Here is a 19,336-nt window from a genome sequence, read left to right as displayed (position 1 = left end):
TTTCGCCATAAGAAAATCCCCTCCGGCAGTTCAGTGCTTTTGTCCATCTTACCAGATGGACTTTTTTCACTGTCTACCGTATGGGGATAATACCATCAAGCCCGGTGTATTCATTTTCATCTGTTCACCCCACGACTTCCTCCCCTTTCTTCCCAAAAAATGCTTCAAGGCGTCGTAGACTTGCCCTTTCTCTCGGATCACATAGTGCATGAATTTCGGGTCTTGGATGTGGCGGTAGGCGGTCATTAAGGTGCTGTGACGATTGTATTGGTTGACTTCACCATAACCGAACAGATTAGAGCGCTTCATCAGTTCATCCACCAGTTGGAGACAGCGGTCGTTGTCTGAGCTGAGATTGTCGCCGTCGGAGAAGTGGAAGGGATAGATGTTATAGCGGCTGGGTGGATAGCGATCATCGATGATCTCAAGGGCTTTGCGATAAGCGGAGGAGCAGATGGTACCACCAGACTCTCCTTTGTTGAAAAATTGCTCTTCGGATACTTCTTTGGCTTCGGTATGGTGAGCAATAAAGACGATTTCCACCTTTTCGTATTTAGTGCGAAGGAAACGGGTCATCCAGAAGAAGAAACTGCGAGCAATGTATTTCTCAAAAATGCCCATGGAGCCGCTCGTATCCATCATGGCCAGGACGACAGCCTGGGAATGAGGGAGGACCACCTCTTCCCAGGTTTTAAATCGCAAGTCGTCTTCCGAGATCCCACCAAAGCTGCGTTTCCCTTTGATCGCGTTCCGTTTCAGCGCTTCCAACAGGGTTCGTTTCTTATCAATATTGCCCATCAACCCTTTTTTGCGGATATCGTTGAACTGGATCTCCTCTACCTGGATCTCATCCTCGTCTTTCTGTTGCAGCCGCGGCAACTCCATCTCCGCAAATAGAATCTCTTCCAACTCTTCCACCGAGATTTCCGTTTCGTACACGTCCTGTCCTGGAGCATCCCCCGCTTTACTGCCTTTGCCGGGTCCGGCTTGGGCGGGTTCCCGTCCCAGTATATCTCCCACCTGGGATTTGCCATCTCCCTGACCGACATGCTTCCCTTTATTGTAATTGTAGCGAAAACGGTACTCTTCCATGGATCGGATCGGGATTTTCACTAATTTTTTTCCGTCGGAAAGGATGATGCTCTCCTCACTGACCAAGTCTGATAGATTTCTTTGGATGGCGTCCTTCACTTTTTCCTGATGGCGCATCTGATCCTGGTAGCCCTTGCGGTGCAGTGACCAGTCCTCCCTGGAAACGATAAAATTGGGGTCTGACATCGGTTCACCTCCCATTGCTTGCAAGTCGCCGGGGATCAGCGGTTCAACAGGCTGCCCACATATTTGAGCAAGTCGTTGGCACAGGTGGGACAATATCCATACTCGTCGATCAGGGTGGCAGTCACCTCATTGACCTTCTTCAATTGATTCTCATCGGGAGTTTTCGTGGAAGTGGTGATCTTCACCACATCCTTCAGATCGGCAAACAATTTTTTCTGAATCGCTTCTCTGAGCCGATCATGGCTGTTATAGTCAAATTTTTTCCCTTTGCGGGCGTAGGCGGAGATGCGGATCAAAATCTCCTCCCGAAAAGCCTTCTTCGCATTTTCAGAAATCCCGATTTGCTCTTCGATAGAGCGCATCAGTTTCTCATCGGGTTCCAGCTCCTCGCCGGTCAGAGGATCCTTGAGCTTGGTCCAGTTACAGAAAGCCTCCACATTATCCAGGTAGTTATCCATCAGGGTTTTGGCCGATTCTTCATATGAATAGACAAAAGCCTTCTGCACTTCTTTCTTAGCGAGTTCATCATATTCTTTCCTTGCAATAGATATAAAATTCAGATAACGCTCCCGTTCTTCCTTAGTAATGGAAGGATGTTGATCCAATCCCTCCTTGATTGCCCGCAGGATGTCCAAGGCATTCATGCAGTCAGAGTCAGTGCGGATGAGGGCACTGGAGATGCGGTTGATCACATAGCGTGGATCAATCCCGGACATCCCCTCGTTCAAGTGCTCATTTTGCAGTTCCTCCAGATCGGCCTCCTTATATCCATCCACCGACTTCCCATCATACAGACGCATCTTTTTGACCAGGTCCATCCCCTGTTTTTTGGACTCCTTCAACCGGGTCAGGATACTGAAAATGGCCGCGGCATGTAGAGCATGGGGAGCGATATGCACGTGTTCGAGATCGCTCTGGCGGATCAGCTTGTAATAGATCTTCTCCTCTTCCGACACTTGCAGATTGTAAGGAATCGGCATCACAATGATCCGGGATTGCAGGGCTTCATTCTTCGGATTGGAGACGAAGGATCGATATTCCGCTTCGTTTGTGTGAGCAATGATCAGCTGATCCGCAGATATCAGGGCGAACCGACCCGCCTTGAAATTCCCTTCTTGAGTGAGGGAAAGCAGATTCCACAGAAATTTCTCGTCGCACTTCAGCATCTCCTGAAACTCCATCAGTCCCCGGTTCGCTTTATTCAGCTCCCCGTCAAAGCGATAGGCCCTGGGGTCGGACTCCGATCCATACTCGGTGATGGTAGCAAAGTCAATACTTCCCGTCAGGTCAGCGATATCCTGGGATTTGGGATCGGAAGGGCTGAAAGTGCCAATCCCCACCCGTTCATCCTCTGACAGAATCACCCGTTCCACCGGCACATCTTCGATTCGCCCGCCATATTCCTCCTTCAAACGCAGGCGACAATAAGGACACGGATTGCCTTCAATCCGAACGCCCAGTTCTTCCTCTACCCCCGGACGCATCGACACAGGGATGAGATGGAGCGGCTCTTCCTGCATCGGACAACCCTTGATGCCATAAACCGCTCCGGCATCGGTACGGGAATACTGCTCCAGTCCTCGTTTCAACAGGGTGACAATCGTGGATTTCCCTCCGGATACCGGTCCCATCAAGAGTAAGATTCGCTTGCGCACATCCAGCCGCCGTGCCGCCGAATGGAAATATTCTTCCACCAAACGTTCAATGGCCCGATCCAGACCGAAGAGCTCCTGGCTGAAGAACATGTAATTTTTGTTTCCGTTCTCATCCTTCTCCACTCCCGCATCTGCAATCATACGATAAACCCTGGAGTGGGAGGTTTGGGCCAGCTCCGGGCGTTGTCGAACCATCTCCAAATACTCCGCGAACGTCCCTTCCCATGACAGTTTCTCTTCTCTTTGCCGCTGCTCTGCGATGCGTTTCAGGATGTCCATAAGTCTCCTCCCCGTTCCCGTTCGCTGATTCGAAAAAGACCGATGATCCATGTACATCTTCAAAGTCCCCCGGCGGAAGATGCTCCCTCCCAGGGCTGTTGATGAACCATAAAGTGGATGATGGAAACGAAATGACCCTTTCGTTCTTCCCATTGCCTCCATCGTAAAATATCGCTTGAGGGGACGGAGATGGTGGGACGGCTACGATCTCATGCAAAGAACGCATAGCGAGACCCGGGAGCGGAAAGCGACCCTGGCGAGACTTGTGCCCTATGGGTGCAAAGGCTCTTCACCCTCCCACCATCCCGACTTGATTTCCTGCCTTAAATATGGCTAATCAACACCTGGCTTCCTCCGCTCTTGAAAACTATTGATTTAAGTGAAATTTCCTGTAGGGGGGTAGTGATATATATGTATGCGGAGAAAGGGACAATGTTTCAACCTATTTCCCATGACTCCATGAAATCAGCAGGGTCCCCATCCGGCACCAGGTTCTTGGAGCATATCACCCTGGAGACTGAAAGAGGCTCATCCCCCCGCTAATTCAGTTAATTTTATCCATAAAAGTACAGACAAAGGAAAGATTATAGTCTTAAAAGTCTATTGACCCCGTTCCTGATGAAATCTATGATGATTACGAGCCTGACAAGATTTTACGTGATGATATATTTCCAAACTTCGAAAAAGGGGGAAACATCTTGGACGAAAAGCGAAAGAATCGCAAACGGGGCTCCAAAGCGAAGGTCGTCTGGATCTCCGGCATCACGGCAACAGCCCTTGTAGTCGGCTCCCTAGCTTACGCCGGTGCCTTTGAATCGGACAAGAAACCAACGGCAGACAAGCCCTCCAACACCCAATCCACCCAAGTCGCCGCGGATGACGGCCCCGATATGGAAAAGATGGCAGATATGCCCGATCAGGAATTGGTGGACCATATTTCCTATTACGACGAGATCACCGATTCCAAGGAAGAGATCGTGCAAAAGAACCAAAAAGCCGTCTACATAGTGAAGAAAAATTCCGGGAATTCATCTGCCAAGCCCAACTTGGATGACAAAAAGTTTCGAGATGAGGTTAAAGCTGCTGCGACCAATCTGGACCAATTGACTCCACAACAGAGACAGGAGATCACCCAGTTTGTCACAGACGTGGGCAAATACGAAAATAAATTGAACAACCAACGGATCCGTGAATTGACGGAGAAGGGGAAAAGCAAAGGTCTTACCAAAGATGAACGGATGGAACTGATCAACCTTCAACCGATCAAAAATCCGGGTCACGTTCTGAAACCTCAGTCGGACAAAGGAATTGAAAAACCGGAAAAAGAACAACCCGAAAAGGAACAACCAGAGAAGCAGCCTGGGGATCAACCTGACAAAGAACAACTTCCCGAAAAACAACCCGGGGACAAACCTGACAAAGAACAACCGGAGAAACAGCCCGGGGACAAACCTGATAAAGAACAACCAGAGAAACAACCCGGGGATCAACCCGATCCGGAACAACCTGGCGACAGACCCGATCCAGAACAGCCAGGTGACAACCCAGATCAGGAACAGCCCCCAGTGGAACAGCCTGGAGAGGAACCCGATGAGGAACAACCTCCCGCAGAACAACCCGGAGAGGAGCCTGATGAAGAACAACCTCCGGCGGAACAGCCCAAAGATGAACAAAACCAATTGGAAACAGAAAAGAACGGCTACGATCGAAAAAAAGCAGTGGATTACGCCTACAAGTGGTGGAACCAACGTAATAATAAAGAGTATGGATACTACAGTCGGGTCAATGGCAACTGTGATGCCTGCTGGTATGACTGCACCAACTTCGTCTCCCAGGTGATCAAAACTGGCGGCATCAAAGAGAAAAAGGGACGATACGATTGGTACGACTACTGGTTCTACGATGACAAACAGCCGGGCTTGTCTTGGGCCGTGGCGCACAGCTTCTATAAACACATGGATGAAGTCCGTAAAGCCCAAAACGCGGAGGACATCTCCCAATTGAAAGCGGGCGACATCCTCAGTGTGGACTTTGAAGGAGACGGCAGTATCGACCACAGCGTCGTCGTCACCAAAATTAAAAACAACAGAATCTATGCCACTTACCACTCCAATGACAATAAGGACAAAGAGATTACGGATTGGTTAAGTGTATATAAAGTTCGTGCCTTTAAAATGGGCACTGTGAAAAACTGAATCCATGATCAAATCCCCCTGTCCTGGTGGACAGGGGGATCTTTATTTTCGAATCAGGAGGCGAAGATTCCCTTCCCTTCCTGAATCTCCGTCAGTAATTCCTCCATCGTACCTTTTTGGTCCGGCTGATAAGTAGGCTCTCCGCGATCGATCAGACAATCGGTGACCAGATACGTCTTCATGCCGATCGTCCCTGCCACCAAATCCTCCTGAACATCATTGCCGATCATAGCACACTCTTCAGGTGAGACTCCCATGGCTGCTGCCACTTCCCGATAATAATCGGGATTCGGTTTGCAAAAATGAGTCTCTTCATAGACCGACACCCATTCCACCAGATCCTCCACTTGGGCCCAGCGCATTCGCTCCCGGATCGCTACCCCAGGAAAAACGGGGTTGGTGGCGACGGCTACCCGATAGCCACGATCCAAGGCGGTTTCCAGCACTTTCCTAGACCTTGGCGAGGGTTGAACCTGTTGCTTCAATCTTGGAAAGCGCTCACTGTAAAACTTATCAAAGATCGGCCAGATCTCCTCTTTTTTCAGTCCGGCCTGGGACAGAAACCGTTCTGTAAACACCTGTTCATTGGTACAACTGCCGTCTGGATCGCCAATCATGGTTTCAGTGGCATCCCAGATCAGCGGGACCAGCTTGTCCTGTGGTAAAATCTCTTCCATATAAAGAGCCAATTCTTTCATGTAAGATCTGATAAAAACCTTTGAATCCATCGGCAACAGGGTTCCGTCCAAATCGAAACATAATACTTTTAGCATCCTCTCACCCTCTCCTCTTGATCAATCCAATCCGGGAAAACCCATCTGCCGCAAAGCTTCATACAGGATGATCGCTGCGGAGTTCCCCAGGTTGTGGGAGCGAACCACTGGCTGCATCGGGATCCGGATTTGGGTATCGCGAAAGGTCTCCAAAATTTCCGGAGGCAGCCCCTTTGACTCCTTACCAAAGACGAAGATATCCCCATCCCGATAAGAGAAAGAACTATAACTTCGTGGAGCCTTGGTGGTGGCACAAAAAAAGCGCCCCTCGGGAAAGGATGCGGCAAACTCCGCAAAGGAGTCATAATACCGGACATCCACCTGATACCAGTAGTCCATCCCCGATCGTTTCAGATATTTATCCTCAGTAGAAAATCCGAGGGGACGGATCAGGTGAAGCACTGTACCCGTCACTGCACAGGTGCGGGCGATATTGCCGGTGTTATTGGGAATCTCCGGTTCAACCAGACAAATGTGAAACGGCATAAGCTTTCCAACCCTTTCCGATCAGTTCCTTTTCTATTGTATCGAAAAACGAATCAAATTCCCAACTCTGCAGACACCCCTCTCTTTTTCTTGTTGTATCAAGGAAGAAGAGGACGTATACTGGGAATATCTTGTCTCAAGGGGGAGTATAATGTCGAAGATTGCGCTGGTGACGGACAGTTCCTGCGATTTGCCTGTCGACCTGTTGGAACGCTGGAAGATCCGGGTGGTTCCCCTGCGTATCATCTATCAGGAACAGGAATATCGGGATCGGGTGGAGATCACACCGCAGGAAGTTTACGATCGGTTGGATGAGGAGATTCCCAAAACCTCCATGCCATCCCCTGAAGATATCCAACAAGTCTTCATTGAGTTGCAACAAGAGGGATACACTCATTGCATCGTAGTGACCCTCTCCTCCGGTCTAAGTGGCACATATAATAATTTTCGACTGATGGCCGAAGAGTTCAAGGGAATGAAGATTGATGTAATCGATTCCAAAGGCTTATCCTGGGTTCTCGGATTCCTCGTCTTGGAATCCGCCAAACTCATCAAGGAGAAATGGGACTACTCCGAAATCCTGAACCGAATTGAGAAGGCAAAAAGTCGGATTAAAGGATATTTTGTCGTCGATACATTGGAATATTTGAAAAAGGGGGGGCGCATCGGAAAAGTGGCCGCCTCCCTCGGTTCCATCCTCCACCTAAAACCCATCATCTCCCTCGACGAGGAAGGAAAATATTATCCTCAAAACTTGGCCCGTGGCAAAAAACAGTCGATGAAAAAACTGATGGACCCCATCCTCAAACAGATCGAATCCACCAAATCCCGGATTGCCATCCTCCAGGGCAAAGCGGAAAAAGAGGCGGAGGCGCTAAAAGAAAAGCTGAAGGAATCGGAAAATATCTGCGAACTGTATGTCAGCTCCATCAGCCCCGCTCTGGTCGTCCACACTGGCCCCGGTCTGCTGGGACTGGTGATCCAACCGGCGGAAGAAAAGGAGTAAGCTCGTCTCACTTCCTAGGTGAATCGAAGACCTGGTCCATCACAGATCGTGATTCGACAACCCCAATCCCTGGATAAAAAAACGGACGATTTCCTGGTGCCAAGGCAGGGAAATCGTCTCTTTATGAACAGGAGTTTTACATTGCGCAGGATTCTTGCGTATTTCAAGTTCCGCCGCAATAACGATTCGATCCAGATCCATCCTTTTCAGTCTTTTGCGATGGATGGTCATCGCGCAGTTGACCAGCGGTTTGGGACCGGAGGTCTTTTGCCTGTTGCGCTCTTAATTTTTCCGCATCCATGCTTTGTTGATCCGGTCGTTTATTTTCGGTCAATTCCATCACTCCTCTTATGCCATCTTGTAGAGACTGTGCATCCCATGAATCACTTTCCAAATCTCATCTTGTGAATACCCCAATTTTTTTAACGCCCATCAGGGCTGTTAATTAACCAGAAAATGGGCGGTGGAAGGGAGTCGTGTGCTGCCAAAGCGAGACCTGGGAGCGGAAGCGACTCTGGCGAGACTTGTGCCCTGTGGGTGCAAAGCGACCTTTGCGCCACAGGCACTACAATCTCGATGGCTGAAGCCCTGGAATAAAGGTAGCACCATAGGCACTACAATCCAAAGGAGCTGAAGCTCTAGATGAAGGTTGCCATCCTACTCAGCGGAGAATCTGGAGAGAGGGCGCTTAGGGGCAACATTCTTCTCTGTGTTGCTTCCGTAAGGCTTTGCCCCTGCCCGATCGGAAGATTTGGAGCGGCCAGTCATTACTTCCTTGCTGGATGGCCAACGGTCGCGTGGGTGAACACGATCTCCCCACCCAAAATATGGCTAATCAACACGCCTGAGTCTGCATAGATATTTTGCGCAAAACAGAGTGCATTCATTACGCTGTTACCCCTTTAGGTAACTGGGATCCATTTTTTCAAAAAGCCCCCGCAGCTTCTGCAGGGGTCAACCACCCAGATGGTAATAGCGGTATTTACATTGGGGGGTCCAGGCGTGGGAATCCCGGTAATCCCAGTATCTTCGGCGGCTGTTGACGGTGTGGGCGTTGACCAGCGGCATTCCCGAAGCATCCTTGGCGGTGACGATGGTATTGTGTTCCCATCTCCCATTTCCGTCAAAGTCATAACAGATGATATCCCCCGGTTGTAGATCCTGCGGTGAGCCCACGGAACGAGCCTTCATCGTTCCGCCACTGGATAGATATCCCTGTAACGCATGGGCCACCGACCAGCTGTAACTCCAGTTTTCCCAGCCTCCCCGATACCACCAGCCCTGATCCCGCCGCGAATTGTAAGCCATTGGGATCCCTCCGGCATGGATGCATTGGGAAATATAGTTCGTGCAATTATCTTCAAACTTTTGATAGCGGGGATTGGATCCATTCCACCAGGTTTCGGCATACTGGACTGCCTGTATCCGGTTGTAACCGGCCCCGGCTACCTCCCCATGATCCGGGGAGTGGTAATAGGTCCATCCTTGATCCGAACCGGTATCGATCTCCAGCTGACGGCAACCAGTGATGGCCCAGCCGTCCCCGCCCTCGATCAGGTGAAGATCAAACCCGTTGATCTCCTCCTGTTCGTAGAGTTGTCCTGACAAGCCATAAAGTTGACGTTGATGGACGATCACCCGCATTTGGATTCCGTCCCTGTCCCTTTCTTCTCTACACACCCGGATTCGTGTCTCTCCTTTGACAGGTCGGATTCCCCGTTCCCTCTGCTGTTCCCGGATCCGAATCCAGCGATCCCGCTCTTCCTTCACCCAGTCCGCATCCCCGTCCAAGATCCAATCGAAGAGGCGGTCCGGCTCCCCCTCCACCCACAGCTGGTTCTGCCCCCGGAACCAGGTGGTCACAGGTTGCCTCCACGAACGATTTTCCATAAGGCACCGTCCCTTCAAGGCACATCTCTTTTCCCATCATATGTTACTCCGCCCTCCGGGTATGCTGATCCATTGCAAAAGCGTCACCACAGAATACACAAACCGGGCCCCTCCTCCACCATTTCGGAAGAGAGGCCCGGTTTTTTTACCGCTTCAATTTCAGTACCATATGAATTTCGTCCACATACCGATTCGGAAGTTTCAAGGCTTCCCGCTCCCTACCAAACTCTTCAAAACCGAGGGAGGCATACAAGCCACGAGCAGCGGAATTGTCTACCGCCACCCCTAATTGAATCTGCTCCAAGCTTGGTAGCTTACGAACCCGAGCTAGCAGATTTTCCAATAAGGCTTTCCCCACACCTTGTCGCCGGATATCGGGATGGGTATACATGCTCATCACGAAGCCTTTGTGACGCAACTTGTTCCGCTGTTGACGAAGAAAGCCCACCGATCCAACCAGGCGGTCGCCGTCAAAGGCACCCAGGGTGAATTTCTCCCCGGTGCTCTGCAAGCGTTCCACGATCTGCCCCATCCCCTCTTCTTTAGTCTCTTCATATGAAGTGGCAAAAGCTCCCGGATGATCTTTCAACATCTGGAGGCGATGGGCATAAAACGCCTTTGCGTCTTCCGCTGTCAACACTCGGATTTCCATAGGAACTCCCCCTTCCGCTATGCCGGTTCCGACACCCCCTGTTGCAACAGATACATCTTGTGATAGAGCCCTTTTTGCGTCAACAGTTCCTGATGAGTGCCTCGCTCCACAATTTCGCCCTGGTGAAGAACCAGGATCAAGTCCGCATCTTGAACTGTAGACAGTCGGTGCGCAATCGCAATGGTAGTCCGCCCCTTACGCATCCGAGAAAGGGCTTCTTGAATCTTCTCCTCTGTCTCCGTATCCACACTGGCAGTGGCTTCATCCAGCACCAGAATTTTTGGTTGAAGCGCCATCGTTCGAGCAAAGGAGAGTAACTGTCGTTGCCCGCTGGAAAAAGTGGACCCCCGTTCCCCGACCCATTCTTTATAGCCTTGGGGTAATTTTTCGATAAAGCCCTCTGCTTGCACAAACCGGGTCGCCTCCCGGATCTCTTCCTCCGTCGTCTCCGGATGGTGAAGACGGATATTCTCCTCCACCGTCCCTACAAATAGAAAGGGATCCTGCAACACCAGACCCATCCGCTTTCGCAGCTCCTCATCAGTAAACCGCTCCAGAGGAACACCATCAATGGTGATGGAACCCTGGTCTAAGGGATAAAAACGCATCAACAGATTGACGATGGAAGTCTTCCCACTGCCGGTATGACCCACCAGCGCCACAGTCTGTCCCGGCTCTGCGATAAAAGAGATATTTTTCAATACTTCGTTGCGCCCATCATAGGAAAAGGTGACATCATCAAAGACGATCCGTCCCTGCGTGATTTCCGGTTGCCCCTGTCCCTCTTGGGTGGGAGCCGTCTCCTTTTCATCCAGCAATTCAAAGACCCGAGCGGCGGAGACCATCGATTGTTGCAAAAAGGAAAGCTGTTGCATCATCTCATTGACCGGTTCAAACATCCGGTTCAGCAGATTGATAAAAGCATACAGCACCCCGATCTGGACCGCACCTACGGTTCCAATTCCAAAATAGGTAAGCACTGCGATCACCGTCAGAATATAGATCAGGTCGACAGCAGGGCGAAGCAACAAACCATTGAGCCGGACGTTTTTTATGTTGGACTGATAATGATCCCGGTTGGTCTCCGCAAAATCTTTCTGTAGCCGTTCTTGTTGCCGGAAGACCTGGATCACATTCATTCCCTGTATCGACTCATTCAGCTTGGCGTTCAGTTCACTCAACTTTTGCCGGATCTTCTGATACACCTGACGGCTCAACCGATGGTAGGTATACATCAAACCAAAGAATATCGGTAAAAGAACCAGACTGTAAGCCGCCAACTTGGCATCCAAGAGGAACATCGCCACAAAAACTCCCGAGATCAGAACGATATCTTGGGCGAAGAAAGCCAGGACGCTGACAAACAGCTCTTTAACCGCCTCGGTGTCATTGGTGATCCGGGAGATCAGCCCGCCCGCCGGCGACCGATCAAAGAAAGAGAGTCCCAGATGTTGCACCTTACCAAACACATCCACACGCATTTGTTGGATCACACGCTGCGCGATCTTATGAAAGCTGAACTGATGAAAGTACTGTAGCAAAGAGACAGCGCAGTGGAGAATCAGGTAGGAGGAGCCTAAGATCACCAATGGTTTGACCGGGAACCTTCCGGGAACCAGATAATCGTCGATAAACACCTTGATCAATATAGGTCCCGCCACTTCGGCAGCGGTGGCCAGTAACAGGAGGATCAGTGCTAGGGTGAGCGACTTACGATGAGGTCGGAGATACCCGAGCAGTCGCCGCATCACCATGGATCCCACCTCCTTTCTCAATCAGGGACTCCAGTTGTTGCTGATTGTGCATCCAGGCATACCACCCGTCCTTCTCCAGCAACTCCCGGTGAGTTCCTCGTTCCATCAGCTGACCCTCTTCCAGCACAAGAATCTCATCAGCGTGTTCAATCGCCGACAAGCGGTGGGCCGCAATCAAGGTGGTCTTTCCTCTCCGCTTATCTCGCAGGGACTCCAGAATCATCCCTTCGGTTTTGGCATCGACGGCTGAGAGGGAGTCATCCAGGATCAGAATCTCCGGATGGAGGAGCAAAGCCCTGGCAATGGAAATCCGCTGTTTTTGTCCCCCGGACAAGGTGACCCCCCGCTCCCCGACCACCGTATCATATCCGAATTCAAACTGGAGAATATCCTCATGAATCCCTGCGAGGCGGGCGGCCTGCTCCACCTCTTCTGTAGAAGCATCCGGTTTCCCAAAAGCGATATTTTCCCGAATGGTGGCAGAGAAGAGGAAGTGATCTTGCGGAACATACCCGATCCCCTCCCGAAGAGCGGATAGGGTGTAATCTTCCAAGGGCACCCCACCAATAAAAATCGAACGTTTCTCCGCCTCAAATTCCCGAAGCAATAATCGGAACAGAGTGGTTTTGCCGCTCCCTGTCTTCCCCACCACCCCGAGGGTGGCTCCCGAGGGGACTTTCACCTCCATCTGCTCCAAAGCAGTTTGTTCCGCCTCCGGGTAAGTGAAACCGGACAGATGGATAACAAGGTCGCCGGAAGCCGGCTCTGTCACCGCCCCTTCTTTGTCCACGATCTCCGCTGGCTCCTGCAATAGGGTGCGGATCCGATCGTAGGAAGCCCTTCCCCGTTGAATAATATTGGTGAGAAAGCCGAAGGCCAGCATCGGCCAGGTCAATTGTCCCAAGTACATGGTAAACTGGGTCAACTGCCCGATCGAGATCTCCCCATTCACTACAAAAACCGCGCCAAAAGCCACCGCCAAAAAATAAGAAACACCGATGATCATGGTGATGGTGGGATCAAACAGGGCATCGATCCGGGCGACGGCGATATTTTTATCCACCGCATTCTGTGAAATCTGCTGAAAAGATTCCTTCTCCTTCTCTTCCAGTCCAAAGGCCTTCACCACCCGAACGCCGGAGATATTCTCTTGAACCTTGTCATTGATATCTGAGAAAGCGGCCTGGGCTTTCAAAAAACGCTCATGGACTAGACGACCGAAGTAACTGACCGCCAAAGCCATGAAAGGCATGGGCAACAAAGCAATCAGCGTCAGCTTCCAGCTAATAAAGGTACCCATGGACAGAACCACCAACCCGCCTAAGACCAAAGAATCGACGAGGGTCAACACGCCATCCCCCGCGGTCACCTCCACCGCCCGCACATCATTGGTGGCATGGGCCATCAGGTCACCGGTCCGCCGACGGTTGAAAAAGCTCGGAGACATCCGGGAAAAATGAGCGTACAATTCCCCTCGCAACTGCCTTTCCAAACGATGAGAAGCCCCGAACAGGAGAATACGCCAGGCATAACGGATCACATACATGGATACCCCTGCAACTGCCAGTAAAGAGATCCACTTCAGCAGAAAGGACGCCTCCAACTTCCCACCCTCGATCATGTCCACCACCAGACGCACCACATAAGGAGGGAAGAGTTCCAAGACCGCACAAGCTAGTAGCAGCAAAATACCTATGATGTAACTCTTTTTCTCTTGTTTAAAGAACCACCATAAATCCTGAAAGATTCGCATCAGACACCTTCTCTCTTCCGTAAAACATATCATTATATCCAGAGTAAATCCGGAATAACTATCGTCTCAAGGGTGGGAAAATTGCGTAAAACAGAGAAAAAAACGTCCGCCTCGGAAACGATTATACCACGGCGAGAACGTTTTTTCCCCAGTACATAAATAATTGCCGGGCATTTTTGCACCGGCCAATGAATCTGTGAGGATCAACTATTTTTCGATAATGTGTGGCTTGGAAGCACGGAAATAGGTTTCCACATAAACCCTTGCATCCAAGGAAACCTTGTTTTTACGCATAGCGGCATTCATATGCATAATCGCCCGTTCGTAATGTTCAAAGGTGAGCCCCAATCCCTTATGACTTTTCCGCAGGATCGGTTCCCGATATTCCTGAGCGTTGCGTCCTAACATATAATTGATGAAGTAGCGTATATGCCGGTCCCGCAACTGTTCTTGGTCGACTCCTTCAAAATAAGGAGCGAGGTCTTCATCGGCAAACATCCGGTCATAAAAATCATGAAGTATGGCCTTAACCCCTTCATCAGCACCAAGCAAGTAAAAGACTTCTGAATCAGCCAAGATGATTCCCCCCAAAAGTGTGTCTCTGTTCAAATGAATTGGATTAGGATGAATAAATAAGAGTTCTTTTAGACTAAGAGAAAACATCGCTGACGGCAACATCACTCTAAAAAGATCACCAAATCGACAAAAACAGGCGGTAACCGCCTGTCAGCCGAATAACAGATGAAAGAGTGCATAACGCGCGTTGCTACGTCTGAGCTTGAGAAGGCAAAGCCCCTTCTAGACGCAACAAATACTCTTTGATCTTCAAACCGCCTCCATACCCCACTAAGGAGCCATTGGAGCCGATCACCCGATGACAAGGTACCAAAATGGAGACGGGATTTCGGTTATTGGCACCGCCCACGGCACGAACCGCTTTGGGAGCACCCATCGCTTGGGCCACATCCTTATAGGAGCGGACTTCTCCGTATGGAATCATCAATAGCTGTTGCCACACCAATTTCTGAAATGCCGTTCCGTACAGATCGATAGGAAGATCAAATTGTTGGCGCTTCCCGGCAAAATATTCATTCAGTTGCTGGATCACCTCAGCCGGCTCCCTATCATTCCGTTCTAGTCGGACCGATCCAAACCATTCCTTGGCCCAGCGTTCCAGGGAAAAAATCGCCTTTTCTCCACTCATGTAATTGAGGTGGCAGACCCCCTTGCTAGACAAGGCCAGGGTGATCGGACCGACAGGACTGTCCATTTCACTCCAGCTGAGTACACGAGAACCTGCGACCATAGCCTATGCCTCCCTGTACCTATGTTCCACCTTTTCTTCCGAGTGACATGCTTGCAAGGCACTGGTGATTTCCTGCAACACTTCCTCATCCTTCTCCCGATCTCTGCTCTGGCAAAGCGCCATTTCAGCCTCTGCACCGCCGATCCGGCCCAGTGCCCAAGCCGCCGTCCCGCGGATGACAGGACGCGTGTCGGTTTCCAACAGATGGATCAGGTCCGGGACGGCCGTCTGATCACGGTATCTCCCCAGGGCGATGATCGCATTTCGTTGGATTGGTTTTTTACCCCTCCAGGAACCCGCCATCGAGCCGAATCGCTCCCGAAATTCCCGGTTACTCATATGCAACAGGGGCTTTAACAACGGCTTCACTCGGTCCGGTTCGGGAGTGAATTCCGGATGGTGGGTAAAGTTCTTCCCCCGGTTATAGGGGCAAACCAGCTGGCAAGTTTCATAACCGTACAGGGAACCTCCCAATAAGCTACGATATTCTTCCGATAAAAAACCTTTCGTCTGGGTGAGATAGGAAAGACAAGCCTGGGAGTTGAGCCGCCCCGGTTCCGACAGTGCGCCGGTGGGACAGGCATCCAGACAGGCCGTACAATCTCCACAAGCTTCGGTGATCGGCTGATCCGGTGGAAGCTGGACATCGGTGATCATCTCCCCCAGATAGACCCAGGAGCCAAATTCGGGAGTGATGAGAAATGTGTTCTTCCCACTCCATCCAATGCCGGCCCGCTCCGCCACCGCCCGGTCAGAGAGCGCTCCTGTATCGACCATCACCTTGGCATCGGCACCCGGAACCAAATCCGACAACTTCGCTTGGAGTCCTTCCAATTTGTCTTTCAACACCCGGTGGTAATCTTCTCCCCAGGAAGCCCGGCAAAATCCTCCTCTCATAGCTCCGGCGCGAGACTTCGGTGGATGTTTCATCCGGGTGGGATAAGCGAGGGCGATGGCGATGATGGACTTAGCTTCAGGTAAGCTTTTGCGAGGATCGGTCCGTTTCTCCAGATCCGGCTCTTCAAAACCCGACTCATACCCTGCTTGACGATGTCGAATCAACCGTTCCTTCAGTTCGGCGAAGGGTTCCGCGGAGGCAAAACCGATTTTATCGATATGAAGTCGCTTCGCCTCTTTCTTCAGTTCTTCCTTGATCTGTTCAGGGTCCATGCCGCCACCCCCTTCCTCCACATATTCTTATGATACCACGGTGATTCAACCACTGCCCCATCTTCGCACCGGATAGTTATTGTCATTTTATAGAATATACAAGTGATCCATGCCCCATTTTCTCCGGTTCAACCCTTGGGGATGGCCTTCCGGGCCAGTTCATCACAGCGGTTGTTCAGCTCTACATCACTATGTCCTTTCACCTTGACAAACTCTACTTCGTGTTTTCGCACTTCACGGAGCAACTCCTGCCACAAGTCCTTGTTTTCCACGGGTTCGTTGCGACTGTTGACCCAGCCCCGTCTCTCCCAGTTGATATACCACTTCTGTTTAAAACAGTTGACCAGGTAGGCGCTGTCTGCGCAAATTTTCACCTGACAGGGCTGTTTTAAATTCTTGAGCGCTTCGAGGGCCGCAGTCAACTCCATCCGATTGTTCGTGGTTTGACGGCTGCCCCCGGTGATCTCCTTGCACTGTTCGCCGTGGATCAATACCGCCCCCCACCCCCCGGGGCCGGGATTACCGGAGCAAGCGCCGTCTGTGTAGATCGTCACTTCTTTCATCTCGATCCCCCTCCTGATTTGACCCTGAATGTCCGTAACCGATTGACAGCCGCTGCCACCTCGTGTTTTCGGGGGAGAGCCAAGTCTCCGGGATGCTGTCCGCGGAAAGGAGACAGGAAGTCCAAGCCCTTCTCTTCCATCTCTTGAGAGATCTCTTCGATCAACTCCCGCAGAGTTTTGGAGCCATCCGCCCGCTTGCCCAACAGACGTAAAATCTCCGCAATCGCCCGCGTCTGACTGATATCGACCAATTGCTCTACTCCGGAGAGGTCCAGATACGCAGTGCCAAACTGAATCGATTGCAGCCCCTTGGCATCCGCCTTCTCCTTCTTCCCTTTCCTTGGATCCAAGCTGGCGGCCAAGGGAATCCGGGGAGTGATTTCCCCAAAGCTCTCCCCCCCTTCCCGGTCTCGCTCATTGCTTTGAGCTTCGGCTACTTCCTTTGCCTGACGAGTGACATCGAAGGGTTGGTATTCATCCATGAGAATCACCGTATCCGCCACATCAAAATAGTCACCGGAACCGCCGAGGACGAGGACACTGGAGATACCTCTCTCTTCATAAAGTTGACGCACCTTATCGATAAACGGGGTGATCGGTTCTTTTTCCTTGGCCACCAGTTTTTGCATCCGGCCGTCCCGGATCATAAAGTTGGTGGCGCTGGTGTCCTCGTCGATCAAGAGACAGGAGATACCCATTTCCAAGCTCTCCACAATGTTAGCCGCCTGAGAAGTACTCCCGCTGGCATCCTTTGTGGAGAATTGGAGCGTGTCCCGACCGAAGGGAAGATTGTTGATAAAAGGGGAGATGTTCACCTTCTCCACCCGGCGACCGTCTTCGGCCCGCACCTTGATCGCATCCACATCGGTGATCACATACTCCCGGCCATCCCCACTGATATGATCGTAGACTCCCCGTTCCAATGCATTCAGGAGCGTGCTCTTTCCATGGTAACCCCCACCTACGATCAGATGGATCCCATCCCGGAGGACCATTCCTTGCACTGGGGTTCCGTGGGGAACCTCCACTGTGGCCCGCATCGATTCGGGAGCACGAAATCTCACCACTTCTTTTCCTGTCAAGGGACGATCACTCACCCCGCTCTCCCGGGGCAACACTGCACCGTCGGCCACAAAAGCGAGCCAACCCTGTTCCTTGAGGAAGGATCGGATCGCCTGTTGGTTGTCTACCAGTCGCATCCGTTCCTCCACACCGTCCCTGTCGATGGCCTCCACCGGGATCGCTTCCTCCACCAAGTGGGGGAGGTATTGGCAAAGCATCTCCTCCGCCTTTCTTCCCAGCACCCGGCGTCCTTGGGCAGGAAGGCCTACCGTCACCCGCACTTCCACAGTATCCTGGGTGACCACCACAGCGGTACGGGGTAAAATTTCCTGACCCGGCCGATCCACATCGATCAGACCGCTCTTACCTGTCCCCTTGGCGCGGAAGGAGTAACGCCCCACCTTCTCTGCCCAGACTCTGGCCACCCAGTCCTCTAAGGCGATTTTGCGATGAGGAAGACGGAACCACTCCTCCGGGTAACCTGCTTCATCTTGTGGCATCCGTACCCGGATGCGGGTGGGAGCCGCAAAGGGGTCTCCCTGTACATAGTCGATCCAAAGCGTAAACCGGGGAAAACGGTACTCTCCCTGAATCTCCTTATAAGCTTTGTATCCCTTGCCATCGATATGGGAGAGGGTCCGTTGCAACCGTTTCAATCTGACTCCTCCTTCTACTCGGTCTCGTCGATTTACTGGGATGCAGCCCGCACCTCCCGGTAAGCATCCCGGATAGCCTGGAAGTCGATCCAGGCCTCCCTTTTTGCTTGTGGATTCCGCAGCAGATACGCCGGGTGGAAGGTGGGCATCATCCGAACCCCTTTCCGTTCCACCCACCGCCCTCGCACCCGGGTGATCCGAGCCGCCGGGTCGATCAGGGCACGGGTCGGTGCCGATCCCAATGTGACAATCAGTTTGGGCCGGATCGCGACGAACTGCTCCCGCAGAATGGTGATGCAGGTCTCCATCTCCTCCTCCTGGGGAGTGCGATTCCCAGGTGGCCGGCATTTCACGATATTAGTAATAAAGATTTCCTCCCTCGGAATCTGCGCTGCTTCTAGCATCCGACTCAACAACTGCCCCGCCCGTCCGACAAAAGGGCGCCCTTGTCGGTCTTCATCCGCCCCAGGTCCTTCTCCGACGAACATCAGCAAAGAAGCGGGATTCCCCTCCCCCAACACGATCCGGGTCCGCCCCTGATGAAGGGGACAGCGGCTACACCGGGCGTATCTTTGGTGTACTGATTCCAGATCCATTCCGGTTCCCCTCCCCTCGTGGACTGCTGTTGAATTCCACTGGGCTATAGAACCATTATCGCATAAGGGAACGCCCTTCTTCTATGATCACTTTAAAACATGTTTGTATCACGATATAATGATACGATATATATATCATCGCAGTCGTGTTAGTTAATATAAAATGACAGGCGTGTTGATTAGCCATATTTTAGGTGGGGAGATCGTGTTCACCCACGCGACCGTTGCCATCCGGCAAGGAAGTGAAAACTGGCCGCTCCAA

General features: G+C 51.5%; 17 protein-coding genes. 2 read left to right on the top strand and 15 right to left on the bottom strand.

From position 1 onward, the window contains the following. Positions 1 to 66: 66 nt before the first annotated feature. Together yhbH and JOD24_RS15275 are read right to left on the bottom strand one after the other, a co-directional pair. Positions 67 to 1,278: a sporulation protein YhbH gene (gene yhbH, locus JOD24_RS15280; protein ID WP_429247285.1), complete on the bottom strand. Its 1,212-nt coding sequence runs from the start codon at positions 1,276 to 1,278 to the stop codon at positions 67 to 69. A 35-nt stretch (positions 1,279 to 1,313) separates the two neighbouring features. Then, positions 1,314 to 3,212 (bottom strand): PrkA family serine protein kinase, encoded by a 1,899-nt coding sequence (locus tag JOD24_RS15275; RefSeq protein ID WP_380162947.1) that lies wholly within the window; start codon positions 3,210 to 3,212, stop codon positions 1,314 to 1,316. 698 nt (positions 3,213 to 3,910) lie between these two features. On the opposite strand from JOD24_RS15275, the gene JOD24_RS15270 reads away from it, so the two are divergent. Then, positions 3,911 to 5,407, top strand: coding sequence for an amidase domain-containing protein (locus JOD24_RS15270; protein WP_380162946.1), 1,497 nt, complete (start codon positions 3,911 to 3,913; stop codon positions 5,405 to 5,407). Positions 5,408 to 5,460: 53 nt separating this feature from the next. Here JOD24_RS15270 and JOD24_RS15265 read toward each other — a convergent pair whose 3' ends face one another. Both JOD24_RS15265 and JOD24_RS15260 read right to left on the bottom strand, forming a co-directional pair. After that, positions 5,461 to 6,180 carry an HAD family hydrolase gene (locus tag JOD24_RS15265; RefSeq protein WP_380162945.1) on the bottom strand — a complete coding sequence of 240 codons (720 nt, stop codon included), beginning with the start codon at positions 6,178 to 6,180 and terminating at the stop codon, positions 5,461 to 5,463. 21 nt (positions 6,181 to 6,201) lie between these two features. Continuing rightward, positions 6,202 to 6,666, bottom strand: coding sequence for a tRNA (cytidine(34)-2'-O)-methyltransferase (locus JOD24_RS15260; RefSeq protein ID WP_380162944.1), 465 nt, complete (start codon positions 6,664 to 6,666; stop codon positions 6,202 to 6,204). A gap of 151 nt (positions 6,667 to 6,817) precedes the next feature. Here JOD24_RS15260 and JOD24_RS15255 point away from each other — a divergent pair, with 151 nt between their 5' ends. Then, a complete protein-coding gene (locus JOD24_RS15255) occupies positions 6,818 to 7,672 on the top strand; it encodes a DegV family protein (RefSeq protein WP_380162943.1) in 855 nt (284 codons plus the stop codon). 163 nt (positions 7,673 to 7,835) lie between these two features. Here the strand turns inward: JOD24_RS15255 and JOD24_RS15250 are convergent, their stop codons facing one another. The 11 genes from JOD24_RS15250 to JOD24_RS15200 form a co-directional block, all read right to left on the bottom strand. Next, entirely contained in the window at positions 7,836 to 8,006 is a 171-nt protein-coding gene (locus JOD24_RS15250; protein ID WP_380162942.1) for a hypothetical protein, read from the bottom strand. A 620-nt stretch (positions 8,007 to 8,626) separates the two neighbouring features. Further along, a complete protein-coding gene (locus tag JOD24_RS15245; RefSeq protein ID WP_380162940.1) occupies positions 8,627 to 9,562 on the bottom strand; it encodes an amidase domain-containing protein in 936 nt (311 codons plus the stop codon). Positions 9,563 to 9,707: 145 nt separating this feature from the next. Continuing rightward, positions 9,708 to 10,214: a GNAT family N-acetyltransferase gene (locus JOD24_RS15240; RefSeq protein ID WP_380162939.1), complete on the bottom strand. Its 507-nt coding sequence runs from the start codon at positions 10,212 to 10,214 to the stop codon at positions 9,708 to 9,710. Positions 10,215 to 10,231: 17 nt separating this feature from the next. Continuing rightward, positions 10,232 to 11,968 (bottom strand): ABC transporter ATP-binding protein, encoded by a 1,737-nt coding sequence (locus tag JOD24_RS15235; RefSeq protein WP_429247284.1) that lies wholly within the window; start codon positions 11,966 to 11,968, stop codon positions 10,232 to 10,234. Then, positions 11,925 to 13,721, bottom strand: coding sequence for an ABC transporter transmembrane domain-containing protein (locus JOD24_RS15230; protein WP_380162937.1), 1,797 nt, complete (start codon positions 13,719 to 13,721; stop codon positions 11,925 to 11,927). Before JOD24_RS15230 ends, JOD24_RS15235 begins: the two co-directional genes overlap by 44 nt. Positions 13,722 to 13,928: 207 nt before the next feature. Then, positions 13,929 to 14,297 (bottom strand): group I truncated hemoglobin, encoded by a 369-nt coding sequence (locus JOD24_RS15225; RefSeq protein ID WP_429247283.1) that lies wholly within the window; start codon positions 14,295 to 14,297, stop codon positions 13,929 to 13,931. Between the two features lie 190 nt (positions 14,298 to 14,487). Beyond that, on the bottom strand, positions 14,488 to 15,027 hold the full coding sequence (locus tag JOD24_RS15220; protein ID WP_380162935.1) for a methylated-DNA--[protein]-cysteine S-methyltransferase: 540 nt from the start codon (positions 15,025 to 15,027) through the stop codon (positions 14,488 to 14,490). Between the two features lie 3 nt (positions 15,028 to 15,030). Beyond that, entirely contained in the window at positions 15,031 to 16,197 is a 1,167-nt protein-coding gene (gene queG / locus JOD24_RS15215) for a tRNA epoxyqueuosine(34) reductase QueG (RefSeq protein WP_380162934.1), read from the bottom strand. A gap of 128 nt (positions 16,198 to 16,325) precedes the next feature. Then, positions 16,326 to 16,760 (bottom strand): ribonuclease HI, encoded by a 435-nt coding sequence (rnhA, locus tag JOD24_RS15210; RefSeq protein WP_380162933.1) that lies wholly within the window; start codon positions 16,758 to 16,760, stop codon positions 16,326 to 16,328. After that, entirely contained in the window at positions 16,757 to 18,478 is a 1,722-nt protein-coding gene (locus JOD24_RS15205) for an ABC-ATPase domain-containing protein (RefSeq protein ID WP_380162932.1), read from the bottom strand. Before JOD24_RS15205 ends, rnhA begins: the two co-directional genes overlap by 4 nt. A gap of 32 nt (positions 18,479 to 18,510) precedes the next feature. Beyond that, positions 18,511 to 19,074, bottom strand: coding sequence for a uracil-DNA glycosylase (locus JOD24_RS15200; protein WP_380162931.1), 564 nt, complete (start codon positions 19,072 to 19,074; stop codon positions 18,511 to 18,513). Between the last annotated feature and the right edge of the window lie 262 nt (positions 19,075 to 19,336).

Source organism: Kroppenstedtia sanguinis (assembly GCF_050433445.1).
Classification (GTDB): domain Bacteria; phylum Bacillota; class Bacilli; order Thermoactinomycetales; family DSM-45169; genus Kroppenstedtia; species Kroppenstedtia sanguinis.
This window is presented reverse-complemented; position numbering and strand designations above follow the sequence as displayed.